At 69.7% G+C, this 18,758-nt stretch carries 20 protein-coding genes; 12 read left to right on the top strand and 8 right to left on the bottom strand.

The window, feature by feature from the left end; all coding sequences use genetic code 11:
- Position 1 precedes the first annotated feature (1 nt).
- Together ACWEVP_RS03510 and ACWEVP_RS03505 are read right to left on the bottom strand one after the other, a co-directional pair.
- Positions 2-754, bottom strand: a complete 753-nt coding sequence (locus ACWEVP_RS03510) for an SDR family NAD(P)-dependent oxidoreductase (protein ID WP_452061049.1) — start codon at positions 752-754, stop codon at positions 2-4.
- Between the two features lie 10 nt (positions 755-764).
- Complete coding sequence (locus ACWEVP_RS03505) at positions 765-1,913, bottom strand: acyl-CoA dehydrogenase family protein (protein WP_452061048.1); 1,149 nt, start codon at positions 1,911-1,913, stop codon at positions 765-767.
- Positions 1,914-1,969: 56 nt separating this feature from the next.
- Between ACWEVP_RS03505 and ACWEVP_RS03500 the strand changes: the two genes are divergently transcribed.
- From ACWEVP_RS03500 to ACWEVP_RS03485, 4 genes are all read left to right on the top strand, one after another.
- Positions 1,970-2,728, top strand: coding sequence for a crotonase/enoyl-CoA hydratase family protein (locus tag ACWEVP_RS03500; RefSeq protein ID WP_452061047.1), 759 nt, complete (start codon positions 1,970-1,972; stop codon positions 2,726-2,728).
- A 67-nt stretch (positions 2,729-2,795) separates the two neighbouring features.
- On the top strand, positions 2,796-3,920 hold the full coding sequence (locus ACWEVP_RS03495) for a CaiB/BaiF CoA transferase family protein (protein ID WP_452061046.1): 1,125 nt from the start codon (positions 2,796-2,798) through the stop codon (positions 3,918-3,920).
- Positions 3,917-5,062: a thiolase family protein gene (locus ACWEVP_RS03490; protein ID WP_452061045.1), complete on the top strand. Its 1,146-nt coding sequence runs from the start codon at positions 3,917-3,919 to the stop codon at positions 5,060-5,062. Before ACWEVP_RS03495 ends, ACWEVP_RS03490 begins: the two co-directional genes overlap by 4 nt.
- A gap of 131 nt (positions 5,063-5,193) precedes the next feature.
- Entirely contained in the window at positions 5,194-5,574 is a 381-nt protein-coding gene (locus tag ACWEVP_RS03485) for a hypothetical protein (RefSeq protein ID WP_452061044.1), read from the top strand.
- A 40-nt stretch (positions 5,575-5,614) separates the two neighbouring features.
- On the opposite strand, the gene ACWEVP_RS03480 is transcribed toward ACWEVP_RS03485, so the two are convergent.
- From ACWEVP_RS03480 to ACWEVP_RS03460, 5 genes are read right to left on the bottom strand one after another with little or no spacing between them, the layout of a single operon-like run.
- Positions 5,615-6,472 carry a mycofactocin-coupled SDR family oxidoreductase gene (locus ACWEVP_RS03480; protein WP_452061043.1) on the bottom strand — a complete coding sequence of 286 codons (858 nt, stop codon included), beginning with the start codon at positions 6,470-6,472 and terminating at the stop codon, positions 5,615-5,617.
- A 21-nt stretch (positions 6,473-6,493) separates the two neighbouring features.
- On the bottom strand, positions 6,494-7,015 hold the full coding sequence (locus tag ACWEVP_RS03475; RefSeq protein WP_452061042.1) for a flavin reductase family protein: 522 nt from the start codon (positions 7,013-7,015) through the stop codon (positions 6,494-6,496).
- Positions 7,015-8,196 (bottom strand): hydroxylase, encoded by a 1,182-nt coding sequence (locus tag ACWEVP_RS03470; protein WP_452061041.1) that lies wholly within the window; start codon positions 8,194-8,196, stop codon positions 7,015-7,017. The genes ACWEVP_RS03475 and ACWEVP_RS03470 overlap by 1 nt, the downstream gene beginning before the upstream one ends.
- Before the next feature lie 11 nt (positions 8,197-8,207).
- Complete coding sequence (locus ACWEVP_RS03465; protein WP_452061040.1) at positions 8,208-9,053, bottom strand: alpha/beta fold hydrolase; 846 nt, start codon at positions 9,051-9,053, stop codon at positions 8,208-8,210.
- Positions 9,050-10,048, bottom strand: a complete 999-nt coding sequence (locus ACWEVP_RS03460) for a VOC family protein (protein WP_452061039.1) — start codon at positions 10,046-10,048, stop codon at positions 9,050-9,052. The genes ACWEVP_RS03465 and ACWEVP_RS03460 overlap by 4 nt, the downstream gene beginning before the upstream one ends.
- A gap of 219 nt (positions 10,049-10,267) precedes the next feature.
- Here ACWEVP_RS03460 and ACWEVP_RS03455 point away from each other — a divergent pair, with 219 nt between their 5' ends.
- Both ACWEVP_RS03455 and ACWEVP_RS03450 read left to right on the top strand, forming a co-directional pair.
- Positions 10,268-11,866 (top strand): FAD-dependent oxidoreductase, encoded by a 1,599-nt coding sequence (locus ACWEVP_RS03455; RefSeq protein ID WP_452061038.1) that lies wholly within the window; start codon positions 10,268-10,270, stop codon positions 11,864-11,866.
- A 25-nt stretch (positions 11,867-11,891) separates the two neighbouring features.
- Positions 11,892-12,623: a hypothetical protein gene (locus tag ACWEVP_RS03450; RefSeq protein ID WP_452061037.1), complete on the top strand. Its 732-nt coding sequence runs from the start codon at positions 11,892-11,894 to the stop codon at positions 12,621-12,623.
- Here ACWEVP_RS03450 and ACWEVP_RS03445 read toward each other — a convergent pair.
- A complete protein-coding gene (locus tag ACWEVP_RS03445; RefSeq protein WP_452061036.1) occupies positions 12,620-14,263 on the bottom strand; it encodes a thiolase C-terminal domain-containing protein in 1,644 nt (547 codons plus the stop codon). The genes ACWEVP_RS03450 and ACWEVP_RS03445 overlap by 4 nt on opposite strands.
- Positions 14,264-14,381: 118 nt before the next feature.
- Between ACWEVP_RS03445 and ACWEVP_RS03440 the strand changes: the two genes are divergently transcribed.
- Genes ACWEVP_RS03440 through ACWEVP_RS03415 form a run of 6 tightly spaced genes read left to right on the top strand, consistent with a single transcriptional unit; the run spans position 14,382 to position 18,753 of the window.
- A complete protein-coding gene (locus ACWEVP_RS03440) occupies positions 14,382-15,530 on the top strand; it encodes an amidohydrolase family protein (RefSeq protein WP_452061035.1) in 1,149 nt (382 codons plus the stop codon).
- A complete protein-coding gene (locus tag ACWEVP_RS03435; RefSeq protein ID WP_452061034.1) occupies positions 15,527-15,727 on the top strand; it encodes a hypothetical protein in 201 nt (66 codons plus the stop codon). Before ACWEVP_RS03440 ends, ACWEVP_RS03435 begins: the two co-directional genes overlap by 4 nt.
- Entirely contained in the window at positions 15,724-16,542 is an 819-nt protein-coding gene (locus tag ACWEVP_RS03430; protein ID WP_452061033.1) for a mycofactocin-coupled SDR family oxidoreductase, read from the top strand. The genes ACWEVP_RS03435 and ACWEVP_RS03430 overlap by 4 nt, the downstream gene beginning before the upstream one ends.
- A complete protein-coding gene (locus tag ACWEVP_RS03425) occupies positions 16,539-17,318 on the top strand; it encodes an NAD(P)-dependent oxidoreductase (RefSeq protein ID WP_452061032.1) in 780 nt (259 codons plus the stop codon). The genes ACWEVP_RS03430 and ACWEVP_RS03425 overlap by 4 nt, the downstream gene beginning before the upstream one ends.
- Positions 17,315-17,503, top strand: coding sequence for a ferredoxin (locus tag ACWEVP_RS03420; RefSeq protein ID WP_452061031.1), 189 nt, complete (start codon positions 17,315-17,317; stop codon positions 17,501-17,503). Before ACWEVP_RS03425 ends, ACWEVP_RS03420 begins: the two co-directional genes overlap by 4 nt.
- 17 nt (positions 17,504-17,520) lie before the next feature.
- Positions 17,521-18,753 (top strand): CaiB/BaiF CoA transferase family protein, encoded by a 1,233-nt coding sequence (locus tag ACWEVP_RS03415; protein ID WP_452061030.1) that lies wholly within the window; start codon positions 17,521-17,523, stop codon positions 18,751-18,753.
- Positions 18,754-18,758: the final 5 nt, after the last annotated feature.

Below are 18,758 nucleotides of genomic sequence, written 5' to 3'. Positions count from 1 at the left end.
CTCAACGCGGTGCCATCCGGATGGCCCCGTCCAGCCGCACGGTCTGGCCGTTCAGATAAGGGTTCTCCAGCATCTCGACCGCCAGTCTCGCGTAGTCGTCCGGGTCGCCGAGACGCTTCGGATGCGGCACCGAGGCGGCCAGGCTCTCCCGGATGTCCTCCCGGAGCCTGCCCAGCATCGGGGTGTCCATGATCCCCGGCGCGATCGTGTTCACCCGGATCTGCTGGCTCGCCAGGTCGCGTGCCGCCACCAGCGTCATCCCATGCACCCCAGCCTTGGCCGCGCTGTAGGACGTCTGGCCGATCTGGCCGTCGAACGCTGCCACCGAGGCCGTGAGCACGATCGCGCCGCGATCGCCGTTGACCGGCGGGTTCTTCGCGATCTCCGCCGCCGCCAGGCGCAGCACGTTGTACGTTCCGATCAGGTTCACGCGCACCACTTCGGCGAACGTGGCCAGGTCGGCCGGGGCGCCGTCCTTGCCGAGGATCCGGGTGCGGTCGCCGCCGCGGCCGGCGCAGTGGACGACGAACCGCAGCGGGCCGGCTGCCGCCATCGCGGACGCCATCGCCTCCGGATCCGTGACGTCCGCCCGCACGAAACGCGCACCGAGGTCCGCGGCCGCTTTGGTGCCCATTTCCTCGGAGAGGTCGGCCAGCACCACCTGGCCACCGCGTTCCACGATGCGGCGGGCCGTGGCCAGCCCGAGCCCGGACGCGCCCCCGGTGACCAGCGCCGACGATCCCTCGATCTGCATGCGAAACCCCTTACAGGTCCATGGATTTGCTGATGATGGTCTTCATGACCTCGCTGGTGCCGCCGTAGATCCGGCTGACCCGTGCGTCGGCGTACAGCCGGGCGATCGGGTACTCGAGGATGTAACCGTAGCCGCCGTGCAACTGCAGGCACCGGTCGACCGTGCGCCCCTGCGCCTCGGTGCAGAACAACTTGACTTTGGCCGCGTCGACCGGCGTCAGTTCACCGGCCACGTGCGCGGTGATCGCCGTGTCGAGCATCGCCTGCGCCGCCTCCAGCTCGGTCGCCATCGCGGCCAGCTCGAACTTCGTGTTCTGGAAGAACGACACCGGCTTGCCGAACACCTTCCGCGCGCGCACGTAAGCGGTCGTGACGTCGATCGCCGCGCGGGTCTGGGCGACCGCTCCGACGGCGATCGCGAGCCGTTCCTGGGCCAGGTTGCGCCCCAGCGCCGCGAACGCGTCGCCTTCCTCGCCGAGCAGGTTCGCCACCGGCACCCGCACGTCGGCGAACGACAGCTCGACCGTGTCCTGCACGGACAACCCCAGCTTGTCCAGCTTGCGCCCGACCGTGAACCCGGGCATCCCCTTCTCCAGCACCAGCAAGGAGAGGCCCCGGCGCCGGTCGCCGGGGTCTGCCGACGTCCGGGCGACGACGATGACGAGGTCGGCGTGGTAGCCGCCGGTGATGAACGTTTTCGCGCCGTTGACGACGTAGTGGTCGCCGCGGCGGAGTGCTTTCGTCGTGACGCCGGCGAGGTCGGAGCCCGTTCCGGGCTCGCTCATGGCGATCGCGGTGTAGAGCTCGCCCGTGGCCAGCCCGGGGAACCACCGGGCGCGCTGCCCGTCGTTGGCGAGACCGAGGAAGTACGGCAGTACGACGTCCAGATGAGTGCGCAACCCGCCGAGCGTGACGGTCACGCGCGCGCACTCCTCCTGCAGGACGACGTTGAAGCGGTAGTCGTCGAGGCCGCCACCGCCGTACTCCTCCGGGACCGCGGTGCCGAGCACGCCGAGCTTGCCCAGCGAGGTGAACAGCTCGCGGGGCACCAGGCCCGCCTGCCGCCAGTCGTCGTAGACCGGAACCACTTCGCGGGCCAGGAAGTCACGAACCAGGAGGCGGAAGTCTTCGTGGTCCCGGTCGAAGAGCGTGCGGCGCATGAATTGAGTATACGCATTAGGATGCCGTGGACACAGCAGAGATGTGAGGAGTGAACGTGCCGGACGAAGTCCTCGTCGAGCGCCGCGGCGCCGTGCAGGTCATCACGATCAATCGGCCCGCGGCGAAGAACGCGCTGACCGCGAAGGTTGCCGGAACCGTGGCCGCGGCCGTTGACGAGCTGGACGCGACCGGCGAACTGCGGGTAGGCGTGTTGACCGGCGCCGGCGGCACGTTCTCCGCCGGGATGGACCTCAAAGCGTTCCTGGTGGGGGAGAGCCCGTCGATCGAGGGGCGCGGTCTCTGCGGAATCACGATGACACCGCCGAAGAAGCCGCTGATCGCCGCGGTCGAAGGGTGGGCGCTCGCCGGCGGGTTCGAGCTGCTCCTCGCCTGCGACCTGGTGGTCGCCGCGCGAACGGCGAAGTTCGGCCTGCCGGAGGTCAAGCGGGCGCTCGTGGCCCGGGCCGGCGGGGCGTTGCTGTTGCCTCAGCGCGTCCCGCCGGCTGTCGCGTTGGAACTGCTGCTGACCGGCGATCCGGTCGACGCTTCCCGGGCCGCGGAGATCGGTCTGGTCAACCGGCTCGTCGAGGAGGGTGGTGCGCTGGCCGGCGCGCTCGAACTCGCGGAGAAGATCGCGGCCAACGGGCCGCTGGCCGTGGCTGCCACGAAGCGGGTCGCGCGGGCCGCCTGGTCTCCGGAGGAGGCGTGGCGGAACCAGGCCGCGGTCGTCGAACCCGTTTTCGCTTCCGAAGACGCGCGCGAAGGCGCCACAGCGTTCCGTGAGAAGCGGGCACCCGTGTGGCAGGGGCGATGAGCATCACCCAAAAAGAGTGTCAGCTATTGCTAACTTGAACCAGTCGCCGTCATGAGGAGGTCCCAGGATGACCACAGGCCCGTTGGCGGGGTGCCGGGTGCTGGAACTCGGTGGCATCGGCCCCGGGCCGTTCGCCGGGATGATGCTCGCCGACCTCGGCGCCGAGGTCGTGCGGATCGACCGGCCCGGCCATGACGAACCCGGCCGCGGCGGACCGGCGGACGTGCTCAACCGCGGCAAGCGTTCGATCGTGCTCGACCTCAAGCGTGACTCGGGCCGAGCCACCGCTCTCGATCTGGCCGAACGCGCCGACGTGCTGATCGAGGGGTTCCGGCCGGGCGTCACCGAGCGTCTGGGCATCGGCCCGGACGCGTGCCTCGCGCGCAACCCGCGGCTGGTCTACGGGCGGATGACCGGTTGGGGGCAGGACGGTCCGCTCGCTGCGGTCGCCGGGCACGACATCACCTACATCGCCCTCACCGGCGCACTGGGGGCCATCGGGCCGGCCGGTGGGCCGCCACAGATCCCGCTGAACCTCGTCGGCGACTTCGGTGGTGGCGGCTGCTACCTCGTCATCGGCGTCTTGGCCGCGCTGCACGCCGCCGAGCACTGTGGCCGGGGCCAGGTCGTCGATGCTGCCATCGTCGACGGCACCACGAACCTGCTGGCCAGCACGTTCGGCAAGCTCGGCCGTGGCGCCTGGACAGACGAACGCGGGGTCAACCAATTCGACGGCGGAGCCCCTTTCTACGCGGTCTACGAGACGCGGGACGGCGGACACGTCGCCGTCGGCGCGCTGGAACCGAAGTTCTACCGGCGGCTGCTCGACCTGCTCGAACTCGACGTCGATCCGGAACGCCAGCACGATCGCGAGACGTGGCCGGAGCTGCGCGAGGTGCTGGCGAAGCGGTTTGCCGAACGCACCCGCGACGAATGGGCGACGGTGTTCGAAGGCACCGACGCATGTGTCGCCCCGGTGCTGAGCCTCAGCGAATCCGCCCGGCATCCACACCTGGCCGCGCGGGGCAGTGTGGTGCTCCAGGACGGCATCGTGCAGCCTGCCGCGGCTCCGCGGTTCTCCCTGACCCCGTCGAATTCCGGCGCGGCGGCTTCGACCGTCGGCGCCGACACCCAAGCTGTCCTCCGCGACTGGGGACTCACCCCGCCGCCGAGCGAAAGGAACCGACCATGAGGGACGCGGTCATCATCGATGCCGTCCGCACGCCGATCGGCAAGCGTGACGGCACCTTGTCCGGGGTGCATGCTGCCGACCTGTCGGCTCGGGTACTCACCGCGCTGGTCGAGCGGACCGGAATCGATCCGGCCGCCGTCGACGATGTGCTGTGGGGCTGCGTCACGCAGGTCGGCGACCAGTCGAGCAACATCGGCCGGTTCGCCGTGCTCGCCGCCGGCTGGCCCGAGCAGGTGCCGGGCGTGACGATCAACCGGGCGTGCGGCTCCAGCCAGCAAGCGGTCGATTCGGCCGCGCACGCGGTCATGGCGGGTCAGTACGACCTGGTGGTCGCGGGCGGCGTGGAGACGATGAGCCGGGTACCGCTCGGGGCGCACCGCACCACCGGGCAGCCGTACGGGCCCGCGGTCCTGGCGCGGTACGACGGCTTCGAGTTCAACCAGGGCATCGGTGCCGAACTGATCGCCGAGCGCTGGGGGTTCACCCGGGAGCGCCTCGACGAGTTCGCCGCCGGGTCGCACGCCAAGGCCGCCGCCGCGATCGACGCGGGCGTGTTCGACGACCACGTCATATCGATCGACGTCGACGGTGTGAAGTTCGCGGTGGACGAGGGCTTGCGGCGCGGCACCTCGGTCGAGACCCTGGCTCGCCTCAAGCCTTCGTTCAAACCCGGCGGCGTCATCCACGCGGGCAACGCGTCACAGATCTCCGACGGCGCGGCCGCCCTGCTCATCACGACCTCCGAACGGGCCGCCGAACTGGGTCTGAAGCCGATTGCCCGCTACCACTCGGGAGCGGTCAGCGGCGCGGACCCGATCACGATGCTGCTCGGCCCGATTCCGGCCACGGAGAAGGTCTTGCGCCGAGCCGGGCTCTCGATCGGCGAGATCGGCGCGTTCGAGGTCAACGAGGCCTTCGCCCCGGTGCCGCTGGCTTGGCTGGCCGAGACCGGTGCGGATCCGGAACGTCTCAACCCGCTGGGTGGGGCGATCGCGGTCGGCCATCCGCTGGGCGGCTCGGGGGCGATCCTGATGACGCGCTTGCTGGCCCGGATGCGCGGGGAAGGCTTGCGGTACGGGCTGCAGACGATGTGCGAAGGCGGCGGAACGGCCAACGCGACGATCATCGAGCTGATGGCCTGAAATTGTCCATAATTCGGTCGCTTGACAAAGCGAACCGAACATGAGGATGGTATTAGTGCAGCACCTGACGACTATCGCCGGATGCCGGGTCCCCAGACGTAATCGCCACATCCACGTGGAGGGAAAGCACGATGTCTTGGCATCTCGTCGAATCTCGGGAAGTTCAGGTAGCCGAAAGGGACGCGGCAATCGACACGCACATGCAGGTGCGGGCGGGCGACACCCTGATCTTCCACGCCTGGGGGACGATCTGGGCCGGTGTCTGGTTCACGGGTAACAACGGCCCGGAGGGCTGGAACTGGATCGACAACGATCCGAAGTTCCCCCTCAAGGGTTCTCATCCGTTCTGCCTCATCGGCCGACTCGATTCCGGTCCGTTCTACATCGGCGCGGATCGTCGGCTGGACGAAACTCCCGACCAGGGAACCCTCTTCCTCGAGATCAACGACGACGTGCATGGAAACGGCAACGGCGCATTCCACTGCCAGATCCAGCACTATCGCAACGACTGACCTTCCGGGCCGGCGACCGGGACGTCGCCGGCCCGGAAAATCAGAACTGCGGTTGCGGCAGCCGTTTGTTGACGATCACCCCGCCGTCGACGCGCAGTTGCGTGCCGCTGATGTACCGGGACTCGTCGGACACCAGGAACAGCACCGCTTCGGCGACGTCGCCCGGCTCGACGTACGGCAGTCCCATCGCCGTCATCGACTCGAACGCCGGCAGCGCGTCCTCGCGGGTCGGGTTCTCCAGGTCGGGCCGGAACACCCGGTACATCGGCTCGCTGTTGAGCATGTCCGTGTTGGTGTTCGTCGGGTGCACCGCATTCACCCGGATCCGGCGCGGCGCGAGCACGATCGCCAGGTCGTTCACGAACGCTGCCACCGAACGCTTGGCGAACGAGTAGCCCAGCTTGCCCGCATCCGGCGTACCGCTGTGGGTCGGCGGCAACAGAGCCGCCGCCGATCCGGTCGCGACGATCGCGGCCCCGTCCGGCAGGAACGGCAGCGCCGCCTCGACCGCGTGCACCACGCCGTTGAAGTCGACCGTGACCGCGTCGACGAACGCCTGCGCATCATCGTTGCCGATCGGCGCGATGCCGGCTTGAGCCACGACGGCGTCGAGCCGCCCCAGTTCCGCCACGCCCGAAGCCACCGCGGTCTTCAGCGCGCCGGCGTCGCGGACGTCCACGGTGGTGGTTACGATCCGGCGGTCCAGCTTCTCCACCTGCCGCGCCGTTTCCTCCAGGTCAGCCGGTACGGCCAGGGGATAGCCGACGCTGTCGATCTGCGTGCAGAGGTCGACCGCGATGATGTGCGCGCCCTCCTCGGCCAGCCGCAGTGCGTGCGCCCGTCCCTGCCCGCGGGCCGCTCCGGTGATGAAGACGACCTTGTCCTGTACCCGGCCCATCCGGGCCTCCTTTCCGATGGCTCACCAGCCGACGAGCCGGTCCAGCACGAGCGAGGTGGCGGAGAAGTAGTCGCCGTAGCCGCCGCGGAAGAACAGCAGCGGCGTCTTCGGCGACTCGACGTGCAGGTCGTGAACGCGCCCCACGAGCAGGAAGTGGTCGCCGAGTTCCACTTCCTGCTCGATGGTGCAGTCGACCCACGCGACGATGCCGTCGAGCACGGGGTTCCCGAGCGGGGATGGTGCCCAGGAGACCGTGTCGAACTTGGCGGTACCGCTGACCGCCATCTGCCGGCAGACCGCTTCCTGGTCGGCCGCCAGCACGTTCGCGCAGTACCGGCCCGCGGCGCGGATCCGCGGGAGCGTGCGTGACGAGCGGGCGGCCAGGAACGACACCAGCGGCGGGTCGAGCGACACCGAGTGGAACGTGCCGACGACCATCCCGGCCGGCCGGCCGTCCGGTTCCGTCGCGGTGACGGCGACGACCGCGGTCGGGAGGTTGCCGAGCACGTCCCGGAACTGCCGGCCGTCGAAGGCGGCGGCCATCAGACCAGGATCCGCATCGGGGGTGGCAGCTCGAGCCCCATCTGGGTCAGCGCGTTGGCGTGGTAGGCGACTCCCGGCACGTGGATCATGTGGGAGAGCCCGGCGTGCGCGTCGCGCCAGAACCGCTGGATGGGGTTGCTCCGCCGGATGGCGTTCCCGCCCGAGCGGGCGAAGATCTCGTCGACGGCGGCGACTGCCCGCCAAGCGCAGCGCACCTGGTTGCGTCGTACGTCCGACCTTGCCTCCAGCGAAATCGGCTTGCCGGACTCGAGGGTGTCGAAGAGCCGGCTGATGCCGTCGAGCAGCTGGATGCGGGACGCCTGGATCTCGGATGCCGCTTCCCCGGAGGCGTAGAGGACGTAGGGGTCGTCGCGCACCTGGACGCCGGTGACCGCGACGCGGTCGCGCTGCTGGGCTACGTGGGCTGCCAAGGCGCCTTCGCAGATGCCGATCACGGCAGCGGTGATCCCGAGCGGGAACATCGCGGCGAAGGGCAGCTGGTACAGGCTGTCGGTGACGCCGTGTTCCTCGGCAGCTCGTCCTTCCTGGACGGCGACCTGATCGAGGGTCCGGTAACCGGGCACGAAGGCGCCCTCCACCACGACGTCCTTGCTGCCGGTGCCGGCCAGGCCGACCACGTCCCAGGTGTCGTCCAGGATCCGGTAGTCCGACCGGGGCAGGATCACGTGCCGGACGGACGGGGGCATCACCGGCTTTCCCTTGCCGTCCCCGACCATCGCGCCGAGGAAATCCCACTCGCAGTGGTCGGCGCCCGAGGAGAACGGCCATCGTCCATTGAGGACGTAGCCGCCTTCGGCGGGTTCCGCGATCCCGTTCGGCATGTAGGGCGACGCGATCCAGGTGTCGGGGTTGGTGCCCCAGATCTCCTGCCCGAGCCGCGGGTCCATCTGGGCGACTTCCCAGGGGTGGACTCCGACGACGCCGCAGACCCAGCCGGCCGCGCCGTCGTGCCGCGCGACCGCCATCACGGCCTCCGCGAAGTCGCGGGGATGAGCTGCGTAACCGCCGAACTTCCGCGGCTGCAGCAGCCGCATGACCCCCGCGGCGCGGAGCAGGGCGGCGGTCTCGTCGCTCAGCTTGCCCAGGGTTTCGTTTTCTTCGGCGAGTGCCGCCAGCTTGGGACCGGACTCCTCGATCCGGCTCACCACGTCGTGGGCCATGTCGCCACCTCCTACTCGGACGCTTTGCGGGTGAGGAACTCCGTCACGACCCGCTCGAAATCGGTTTTGCGCTCCACTTGCACCCAGTGCCCGCAGCGGGCGAAGGTGTGCAGTTCGACGTCGGGCAGCCAGCGGGTCGCGAAGTGCGCCTGGTCATAGGGCAGCATCCGGTCGTCGCGGCCCCAGAGCAGCAGGGTGGGCGTGCGCACGGTGGCGGCGCGCGTCCACAAGGGCGGGTGCTCGGCTTGGCGGCGGGGATCGAACATCGACCCGAAGATGATCTTCATCCGCTGGATGGCGTCCCCGGTGGTGGCGTTGCGCAGCCGCTCGTCGACCAGGTCGTCGGTCACCCGGCTCTGGTCGAACACCATCGTCCGGATCCATTCGCTCATCCGGTCGCGAGTGGGATCCTCCAGGAACTCGAACAGCCGCTTGAAGCCTTCGCTCGGTTCGGCCTGGAAGAGTCCGGTCGACAATCCGCCGGAGCCCATGAGGGCCATCCGCCGCACGCGGTCGGGGGCCTGCACCGCCAGTTCGGCGGCGACCGCGCCGCCCATGGAGTTGCCGACGAAGACCGCGGACTCGATGCCCAGCTCGTCCAGCAGCCGCAGGATCCACCTGGCCGCGACGACGGGGTAGGGCGCGTCGAGTTCGGGCAGCCCGGTCCCGCCGAAGCCGGGCAGGTCCGGAGCGATGGTGCGGAACCGCTCGGCGAACACCGGCAGGTTGTCCCGGAAGTTCGACCAGGCGGTGACGCCCGGGCCCGAACCGTGGAGCAGCAGCAGAGGCTCGCCGTCCCCGGCTTCATGGTAGGCGAAGGTGAGCCCCTCGATCACCTTCGTGGCGGGGGCGCTCACGGGACCAGCCCGGCCGACGGGGACGTGGACAGGAACGCGCCGCCCGGGCCGACGTCGAGGATGTCGCCGTACCAGGTCTGCCCGTACTGCAGCTCGGGCAGCTTCCACTCGAGCGCTTCCCACGCCGGGTCGAAGATCAGGTAGCCGCCCGAGTACAGCTCGATCCGGTGTCCCGAGCCGGGGTCGTGGATGTAGAGGTACATCGCCTGGCCGATGCCGTGCTTTCCGGGGCCGTGGCCGTAGGCGACGTCGAGGTCGCGGATCTGGTCGGCCGCGGTGAGGATGTCGTGGAAGTTCTCGACGTTGAACGCGACGTGGTGGAACTGACCGGGCTGGTCCTCGGCGGCGACGCCGATCGCGACGTCGTGGACCTGCGGGGTCACCGACAGCCAGGAGGCCAGGATGATGTCCGGCGCCTGGGGCAGCCGGGCGAACTCGCGGCGCTTGAAGCCCAGCCCCGTCTGCAGCCAGCTTTCGGCCTCGTTCACGGTCGCGGCGCTGGTCTGCAGGTTGATGTGGTCGAGCCGGCGCACGCCGAGACCGCGCCGGCGGGAGCTGTTGCTGAGGATCTTCGACCGGATGGACTCGTCGGCCACCGGCTTCTCGATGTCGTAGTACAGCTCGAACGGGTGCTCGCTGCCGGGAACGAGGAACCGGACGGCCTCGCCCCGGCCGGTCTCGTGGCCCGCGGCCAGCTCGACCGTCTGCAGCCCCTCGTTCTCCAGCTGCTTCTGGAACAGCTCGACGTCCTGCTTGCGCTTGACCCGGAAGCCGTAGGAGTTGACCCGGGCTTCCTCCTGCTGGGTCAGCACCAGGGAGTGGTGCACCAGCTCCTGGTAGCCGCGCAGGTAGGCGACGCCGTCGGCCTGCGCGACGACCTCCATGCCGAGCAGGTCGCGGAAGAACCAGAGCGAGCGGTCGAGGTCGGGGGTGCCGAGGTCGATGGTGCCCGCGTGGGCGATCTGCGGCCCCGGGTCGTAGTCGGGCTGGGCCATGGGGACTCTCCTTCGAGCCGGTGGGTGCGCCGAGCGCCATTATGGGCAACCTTACCCGAGAAGAGTATCCCCAAATGAGCATTGACAGTGTCACCGTGACAGCGCACGATCCCTCTGCTGGCTGGGAAAAGGCCTTTGTCACGGAATGACAATCCGAGCCGGTTGAGGCTATCGCTCAATGAGGACACCTAATTTGCCGAGCGGATCAGGAGGTGGTCGATGACCGCGAACGAAGACACCTACGACATCGTCGTCGTCGGGTCTGGAGGTGGCGGCCTCGTCGGCGCCTATGTGGCGGCATCACGCGGGCTGCGCACGCTCGTGCTCGAGAAGACCGGGCTCGTCGGCGGCACCACCGCCTACTCGGGAGCCGGGCTGTGGTTCCCGGGTTCCGCCCCGATCACCCGCGCCGGCATCGAGGACGACGTCGAGAAAGCGCGCACGTACCTGCGCGCCGTCGTCGGCGACAGCTCGCGGGAAGGGCTTCAGGACGCTTACCTCAAAGCCGGCGCGCAGCTCGTCGACGAGCTGGAGAAGAACCAGTGGTTCCAGTCGTTCGTGCACGGGCCGGTGCCGGACTACTTCCCCGATGCTCCGGGCGCATCGGTGTACGGCCGGACGATCTTCCCGCCCGAGGTCGCCGTCGCCGAGCTCGGTGAGCACGCCCCGCTGGTGCGGGGTCCGATCCCCGCCGAGCGGTGGGGTGTCGACCAGGGGCCCGTCCTCAATGGCGGCCGGGCGCTGATCGCCCGCGCGCTGGCGGCGTTCCTGGAAACCGGCAACGGCGTCCTGCACGTCGAAACGGCGTTGGAGAGCCTGCTGCTCGACGGCGACCGGGTCGTCGGTGTGGTGGCGACCCGGGGCGGGGAGCGGCGGACGTTCCGGGCCACCCGAGGCGTCCTCCTGGCGGCCGGCGGCTTCGAGCGCAACGCCGACCTGCGTGCCCAGCACCAGCCGATCCCGCTGACCGGCGAATGGTCCAACGGCGCGCCCGGCAACACCGGCGACGCGCTCCTGGCGGGCATCGCGGCCGGGGCGGACACCGATCTCCTCGACGAGTCGTGGTACGTCCCCGGTCTGGTGCAGCCGGACGGGCTCCCGGTGTTCCAGAGCGGCTTGCGCGGCGGGATCTGGGTGAACGCCGCGGGGGAGCGGTTCATGAACGAGGCCCGTCCGTACGACCAGGCGGGCCACGAGATGGCCCGCCTGCACGTCGAGTCGGGCGTCCCGCACGTTCCCGCGCACTGGATCCTTGATCAGAGGCAAGTCGACCGGGACAGTTTCGGCGGTCCGCCCGACCAGCCGATCGCCCCGGAGTGGTTCTCGTCGGGGGCACTGAAGAAGGCCGACACCCTTGAGGAACTGGCGGAGCTGGCCGGCGTCCCGTTCGGGGCGCTCAGCCGGGCCGTCGAGAAGTTCAACGGCTACGCGCGCGCCGGTGTCGATGAGCAGTTCCATCGCGGGGAGACGCCGTGGGACCGGATGTTCCACCACATCGTGCCGTTCCCGTTCCGGCCTGAACAGGCCTACCCGGCGAAGCCGTCCCCGGACTGGCCCAACCCGATTCTGCTGCCCCTGGACACGCCGCCGTTCTACCTCGCGACGATCGTGCTGTCCGACATCGGCACCAAGGGTGGCCTGAAGACGGACGAGAACGCGCGGGTCCTGCGGCCGAACGGTTCGCCGATCGAGGGTCTCTACGCCGCGGGCAACACGGCTGCGCCGATGTCGGGCCGCGTCTACCCCGGTGCGGGCACACCCATCGGCTCGGGCCTCGCGTTCGCCTATCGGGCCGTGCTGGACATCGTTTCCGCCTGACCCGACGGATCAAAGGAGATCCTCTGTGGACGACAAAGTGAAATTCCGGCTCTACCGGCTTTCGGTGTGGTGCGGGGTGATCGTCCTGGTGGCGTTCACCGTCGCGTTCACCGTGGTGGGCCGGCTGACGCCGCCCATCCCGCCGACGGCCACCGCGGAGCAGGTGACGGGATACCTGGCGATGAACCGCACCGGCGTGCTGTGGTCGGTGGTCATCATGGGGATCTGCGCTCCGCTGTTCTACCCGTTCGCCGTGGTCACCAGCCTGCAGATGCGGCGCATCGAAGGTGGCTGGGGACTGCTGTCGATGGTGCAGCTGACGACCGCGGTGGTCGCCCCGACCGGCTGGCTCTACCCGCTCGCGGTCTACGCCACGGCGGCCTTCCGGCCCAACCGCGACCCGCAGCTGGTGCTGCTGCTGAGCGATCAGTTCTGGCTCACCTACGTCGGGGTGGCGGTGATCTTCGTGGTCAATGTGGCGGTGATCGGCTTGTCGGCGTTCGTCGGCCCCCGGCCGAACCCGGTGTTTCCGCGCTGGTTCGGCTGGCTCAACTTCGTCGCGGCGGTCTGCCTGCTGCCCGGGGTCTTCGTGTACGTGTCGCCGGACGGTCCGTTCGCGTGGAACGGCCTGTTCGCGATGATCATCCCGGCAGTGGCGTTCCTGGTGTGGAAGATCGCCATGATCGTGGTGCTGTTCCGCGCGGTGAAATCCGAGGAGCGGGAAAGCCTGGCGGCGGCCGTGCCCGTGCCCGCCTAAGCACCGCGCAGGAGGAGGGCGCCGGACGGCACTCCGCCGCCGGCGGTGACGACCGCTGTCCGGGCGCCCTTCACCTGACGTTCGCGCGCCTCACCCCGCAACTGCAGCATCGCTTCGCGGACGAACCCGTACCCGTGCAGCCGGCCGGCGGAGAGCTGGCCGCCGTGCGGGTTGAGGGGCAAGGCGCCGTCCAGGGCGATCGTGCGGCCGCCGTCGATGAAGCCAGTCGCTTCGCCGGGGCCGCAGAAGCCAAGGCCTTCCAGCCACGACAACGCGTTGAACGTGAACCCGTCGTAGAGCAGTGCGACGTCGACGTCGGCCGGGGTCATGTCAGTGCGGGTCCACAGGTGGGCCGCCGGGCCCAGGGACTGGGGCAGGTGGGTGAGCGTGTCCTGGTCCCAGCTGAGCCGCTCCAGGATCGCCGTACCGGCCGCCTCGACCAGCACGGGCGGCTTCGGACGGTCGGCCGCCGTCTCGATCGCGGAGACGACCACGGCCACCGCGCCGTCGCACGGCACGTCGCAGTCGTAGAGCCCGAAGGGCGTCGTGATCGTGCGTGCGTCGAAGTAGTCGTTCATGGTCAGCGGATCCCGGTACAGGGCCTCGGGATTGCGGGCGGCACCGGCCCGCGAGGTGACGGCGATCGCGCCGAGCACTTCGCGGCCGACGCCGTAGCGGTGCAGGTAGTGGGAGGCGTGGCAGCCGATCCACTGCGCGGCCGAGACCGCGCCGAACGGCGCGCGCCACTCCAGCATCCCGGTGGCCCGGCCGCGGTCGGGCAGCCAGTCGCCGCTGCGGAGCAGCGCCGCGTGCGAGGACTCCCACACCGTGCGGAAGCACAGCACGTGCCGGCAGAGGCCTGCCGCGACCGCGAGCATCGCGGCGGTGATCGAGCCGATCTGGCCCGGCACTTCACTGCCGCCGTTGACCCAGGTGGGCCGTAGCTGCAGGGCTTCGGTCAACGCCGTGATCCCGCCTTCGCTGAACCCGGTCGGGGTCGGTCCGGGGTAGGTGGACAGCCCGTCTATCTCGTCGAGATCCAGCCCGGCGTCCGCCACGGCGGCCCGGCAGGCCTCGACGGTCAGCGCGACCGGCGGGATCATCAGCCGACGTCCGACCCGCGACTGTCCGACGCCGGTCAGGGCGACCGCGTCCTCGAACTTGCGTGGGGAGGCCATCGGGCGCAGCGCCGCGCGGACGTCCCGCGGCTCGGGCAACGGTCCCGGTTTGCCGTCGTCCGGCTCGAACAGGGGGAGGTGGACGTCGCTGTGCTGTTCGAACCGCACTCGCACCGGCATCCCGACGTACACGTCGGCGGGCTCGCAGCCGACGATGTTGGTCGTCAGCCGGGCCCGATCGTCCTCGGCCAGTGCGACGATCGCGACGACATACGGCGGCGGGAACTCGGGCAGCCAGCTTTGCTCGGTGATGCTGAAGCCCACGACGAACGCTTTCCCTGATGTGGCGGCCAAAGCGACGGTCTCACCGTGACACCCGGGGCACACCGGGCCGGGCGGGTGGAAGAACCTGCCGCAGTCCTCGCATCGCGACATCCGCAGCACGCCGTCGGCGCCCGATCGCCAGAAGGCAGCGCTTGCGAGGGTCGGTTGTGGAAGGGGGCGCGAGATCGTCGAGTTCACCTAAAGAGGATACTCAATATGACCGTCGGATGGCCGTTTGGGCTTGATTAGCGGAGCAGTCCCGGTGCATGCTGGACATCGGGTATACACAATGCGCCGCACAACGAGGAGCGCGACGATGCCGTTGCAGCCGTGGATGAAGTTGCTGTCGACCGACGACCACCTGATCGAACCGCCCCGTCTTTGGGCCGATCGGTTGCCGGCCAAGTTCCGCGAGGCGGGACCCCGCAGCGTGGAGCAACCGCGGCGGGACGGTGCCAAGCCCGCCGAGGTCTGGTGCTACGAGGACCGGATCTACCCCTATATCGGGCTGAACGCCGTCGCGGGCAAGAAGCCCGAGGAGTTCGGCATGGAGCCGACCCGCTACGACGAGATGATCCCGGGGTGCTACGACCCGAAGGCGCGGTTGCGCGACATGGACATCGACGGCGTGTGGGGTGCGCTGTGCTTCCCGTCGTTCCCTCGGTTCGCTGGCACGGTCTTCCTGGAGGGGCAGGACAAAGAGCTCGCTCTCCTGTGCGTGCGGGCGTGGAACGACTTCGTGTTCGACGAATGGTGCGCGCCCGCGCCGGACCGGTTGATCCCGCTGGTAATCCTGCCTCTGTGGGACGTGCAAGCGTGCGTCGCCGAAATCCACCGGACCGCGGCACGCGGTGCCAAGGCGATCTCCTTCCCGGAAAACCCGGTCCCGCTGGGTCTCCCGTCGTTCCACACCGACCACTGGGACCCGGTCTTCTCTGCCGCCGAAGAGGCCGATCTGCCGATCTGCCTGCACTTCGGCACCTCGGGCAGCGCGCCGAAGACCGCACCGGAAGCTCCCTTCGCGGTGACGATCGCGTTGTTCGGCTGCAATTCGATGTACGCGGCGGCGGACCTGCTCTTCTCGCCGGTGCTGCACAAGCACCCGCGACTGAAGATCGGGCTCTCCGAAGGCGGTATCGGCTGGGTGCCCTACCTGCTGGAGCGGATCGACACCACCTGGGAGCGGCACCGCTTCTACCAGAACGTCAACCAGGAGGTCCGCCCGTCGGAGCTGTTCCGCGAGCACTTCCACGGCTGCTTCATCGACGACCGGTTCGGGGTGAAGTCGCGCCACGACATCGGCGTCGACCTGATCACCTGGGAGTGCGACTACCCGCATTCCGACTCCTACTGGCCGAAGAGCCGCGCCTACGCCGCCGAGGTACTGGCCGACGTCCCGGACGACGAAGTGCACCGGATCGTCGAGCTGAACACCCGCCGCCTCTACAACTTCCCCGCCGCATGAGCCGCCGCCCCGAATCCGAGCGGTCCGACTGGACCGACCTGGACCTGCTGACCCGCGACGAAGCCGCCGAGCGCCTCGAGGAGGAGATCGCCGACATCGAGAGCAAGCTCGGCGACGCCGGTGCGGCCGAGCGGGAAGTGCTCGAGGTGCGGTTGCACGCGTTGCGCGACGCGGTCGCCGAGCTGGCGGGCTCATGAGCACCGGAAGAGTCGCGGGCAAGGTCGCCCTCGTCACCGGTGCGGCCCGCGGCCAGGGCCGCTCGCACGCGGTCCGGCTGGCCGAGGAAGGCGCCGACGTCGTCGTCACCGACGTGTGCCACGACATCTCCAGCGCCGTGCGGTACCCGCTCGGGTCGAAGGACCAGCTCGAAGAAACGGCCGAGCTCGTCCGGGCCACGGGCCGCCGATGCGTCGTTCTCCAAGCCGATGTCCGCGCCATCGCCGAGGTCCGGGCGGCCGTCGACGCCGCCCACGCCGAACTCGGCCGGCTCGACGTCGTCGTCGCCAACGCCGGGGCCACCAGCATCGGCAGCGCCTGGGAACTGTCCGAAGAGGACTGGGACGTCGTGATCGACGTCAACCTCAAAGGCGCGTGGAACACCGCGCGCGCGGCGATCCCCCGGATGATCGAGGCAGGCGCCGGCGGCTCGATCGTGCTGACCAGCTCGGCCGCGGGCATCCGCGGCCACGTTCCCTACGCGCACTACGTGGCCAGCAAGCACGGAGTCGTCGGCCTGATGAAGGCACTGTCGAACGAGCTCGCGAAGCACTCCATCCGGGTGAACAGCGTCCACCCCACCGGGGTCAGCGGCACGGGGATGGCGCCCACCACGGCTTTCGAGGACCTCGCCGGTCGCGAGCCGCTGTTCGGCATGGGCGCGATGAACCCCCTCGCCCCGTTCGTCGAACCGCGTGACGTCTCGAATGCCGTGCTGTTCCTGGCCTCGGACGAAGCCCGATACGTCACCGGCCTGCAGTTCACCGTCGACGCGGGCGGGACGAACAAACCGTGATCGGGTTCGTCGGTGCGGGGCACCTCGGCGAGCCGATGGTGGAGCGGCTCCTGGGCGCCGGGCACGAGGTCCGCGTGTACGCGCGGCGGGAGGAAGTCCGTGAAAGGCTCGCGGCCGCCGGGGCCGAACCAGCCGACAGCGCGCGCGGGCTCCGTGGCTGCGACATCGTCGTCAGCTGCCTGTACAGCGATGCGCAGGCGCTCGAAGTGCTCCCCGAGATCATGGCCCGGCACATGCTGGTCGTCTCGCACACGACCGGGCGGCCGGAAACCCTCGCCGCGCTCGCCGGACACGGTGCCGCGATCGTCGACGCGGCCTTCAGCGGGACAGCGGAGGCGGTCCGCGCCGGGCGCCTCACCGTGTACCTCGGCGGCGAACCGGACCACGTCGCCAGCGCCCGCGAAGTCGTCAGCGCGTACGCCGACCCGGTCATCGAGACGGGACCGCGCGGGTCGGCGATGCGCGTGAAGCTGCTCAACAACCTGCTTTTCGCCGCGATTTCCCAGGTGACACTGCGCGGGCTCGAGACGGCGCGGGCAGCGGGCATCGACGAGAACGTGCTGCTGGACGTCTTGGCGGTCAGCAGCGGTGGCAGCAGAGCGGCGCAGTACATCGCCGCACGTGGCGGAGCCGAGAAGTACGCCGCCGCGGTGACGCCGTTCCTGCGCAAGGACCTGGCCGCTTGTCAGGACACCGGCGCCGGCCTCGCGGAGCTGTTGACCGTCGCCCACATGGGTCCGCTGGACCTGCACGAAGAGAACGGAGTTCCCCGATGAACGTCACAGTCGACACCCGGCTGTGCTCCGGCCACGCCCGATGCGCGGCGACCGCGCCGGAGGTGTTCGCACTCGACGACGACGGCTACGCACTACCGCTCGAGAACGACGTGCCCGCCGACAAGCTCACCCAAGCGCGTGAAGGCGCGTACGCGTGCCCTGAGCGCGCGATCACCGTCGACTGAACGAGGAGGTGACCCGGGTGCACCGGCCGATGGAAGGCGTGCGCGTCCTGGAAGTCGCGCAGTTCACCTTCGTTCCCGCCGCGGGCGCGGTGCTCGCGGACTGGGGTGCCGACGTCATCAAGATCGAGCACGCCGAGCGCGGCGACGCGCAGCGTGGGCTGTCCCGCGTACTCGGCCAAGCGACAGCGACCGAAGGCTCGACGTTCCTGCCGCTCATGGAGGGCCCGAACCGGGGGAAGCGCAGCGTGGGGCTGGCTCTGGAGAAACCGTCGTCGAGGCGGGTGTTCGAGGAGCTGGTCAGGTCGAGCGACGTCTTCCTCACCAACTTCCTCCCGGATGCTCGCGCCAAGCTCAAGATCGAGCTGGACGACGTGCGCGCGCTGAACCCGGACATCGTCTACGTCCGCGGCAGTGGATTCGGCCAGCGGGGGCCGGAAGCCGGCAAGGGCGGCTACGACAGCACGGCATTCTGGGCCCGTGGCGGCAGTGCAGCAGGCGTGACCGCGCCTGGGGCCGACCGGACGCCGCGGATGCCGTCCGGGGCTTACGGCGACGTGATCGGCGGGATGACGATCGCGGGTGGCATCGCGGCCGCGTTGTACGCGCGCCAGGTCACCGGCGAGCCGTCCACAGTGGACGTCTCGTTGCTCGGTGTCGGCGCGTGGGCCACCCAGTACACGGTCAACCAAGCGCTGCTCAAGGGCGGCCCGTTGCCACCGCGGGAACACCCCAAGCACGGCTCGGCGACCAATCCGCTGATCGGCGGCTACCGGACCGCCGACGGGAAGTGGCTGGAGCTGGCGATGCTCCAGCCCGGCCGCTACTGGCCGGAGTTCTGCCGCCTTGCTGGTCGGGAGGACCTCGTGACCGACGAGCGCTTCGCGGACGTCGAGAAGATCATGGCCAACGCCGTCGAGGCCGCGGAAGTCATCGCGGACATCATCGGCGAGCGGACGTTCGCCGAGTGGACCGACGTCCTGTCCCGGGGGGAAGGCCAGTGGGCCGCCGTGCAGGGCCCGTGGGAGGTCGCCCAGGACCCGTCGCTGCGCGCGAACGGCCTCATCGTTCCCGTCGTCGACGCCGAAGGCCGCGAGCGGGAGCTGGTCGCCAGTCCGGTCCAGTTCGAGCAGACCCCGGTGGCACTCACGCGGGCGCCCCAGTTCGCGGAGCACACCGACGAGGTCCTGCGGGAGCTCGGGCTCACCGACGATGAGCTCATCCAGCTGAAGATCGACGGCGCCGTCACCTGAGAGGA

This window comes from Amycolatopsis sp. NPDC003865 (assembly GCF_053605345.1).
Note: the sequence above shows the minus strand (reverse complement) of the source record. Positions and strands in the feature narration are given on the sequence as shown.

What these genes read in the sequence shown, in the direction of transcription:
- ACWEVP_RS03510 (WP_452061049.1), bottom strand. Translation starts at nt 754, where the DNA reads ATGCAGATCGAGGGATCGTCGGCGCTGGTCACCGGGGGCGCGTCCGGG.
- ACWEVP_RS03505 (WP_452061048.1), bottom strand. Translation starts at nt 1,913, where the DNA reads ATGCGCCGCACGCTCTTCGACCGGGACCACGAAGACTTCCGCCTCCTG.
- ACWEVP_RS03495 (WP_452061046.1), top strand. Translation starts at nt 2,796, where the DNA reads ATGACCACAGGCCCGTTGGCGGGGTGCCGGGTGCTGGAACTCGGTGGC.
- ACWEVP_RS03490 (WP_452061045.1), top strand. Translation starts at nt 3,917, where the DNA reads ATGAGGGACGCGGTCATCATCGATGCCGTCCGCACGCCGATCGGCAAG.
- ACWEVP_RS03485 (WP_452061044.1), top strand. Translation starts at nt 5,194, where the DNA reads ATGTCTTGGCATCTCGTCGAATCTCGGGAAGTTCAGGTAGCCGAAAGG.
- ACWEVP_RS03480 (WP_452061043.1), bottom strand. Translation starts at nt 6,472, where the DNA reads ATGGGCCGGGTACAGGACAAGGTCGTCTTCATCACCGGAGCGGCCCGC.
- ACWEVP_RS03475 (WP_452061042.1), bottom strand. Translation starts at nt 7,015, where the DNA reads ATGGCCGCCGCCTTCGACGGCCGGCAGTTCCGGGACGTGCTCGGCAAC.
- ACWEVP_RS03470 (WP_452061041.1), bottom strand. Translation starts at nt 8,196, where the DNA reads ATGGCCCACGACGTGGTGAGCCGGATCGAGGAGTCCGGTCCCAAGCTG.
- ACWEVP_RS03460 (WP_452061039.1), bottom strand. Translation starts at nt 10,048, where the DNA reads ATGGCCCAGCCCGACTACGACCCGGGGCCGCAGATCGCCCACGCGGGC.
- ACWEVP_RS03455 (WP_452061038.1), top strand. Translation starts at nt 10,268, where the DNA reads ATGACCGCGAACGAAGACACCTACGACATCGTCGTCGTCGGGTCTGGA.
- ACWEVP_RS03440 (WP_452061035.1), top strand. Translation starts at nt 14,382, where the DNA reads ATGCCGTTGCAGCCGTGGATGAAGTTGCTGTCGACCGACGACCACCTG.
- ACWEVP_RS03435 (WP_452061034.1), top strand. Translation starts at nt 15,527, where the DNA reads ATGAGCCGCCGCCCCGAATCCGAGCGGTCCGACTGGACCGACCTGGAC.
- ACWEVP_RS03430 (WP_452061033.1), top strand. Translation starts at nt 15,724, where the DNA reads ATGAGCACCGGAAGAGTCGCGGGCAAGGTCGCCCTCGTCACCGGTGCG.
- ACWEVP_RS03420 (WP_452061031.1), top strand. Translation starts at nt 17,315, where the DNA reads ATGAACGTCACAGTCGACACCCGGCTGTGCTCCGGCCACGCCCGATGC.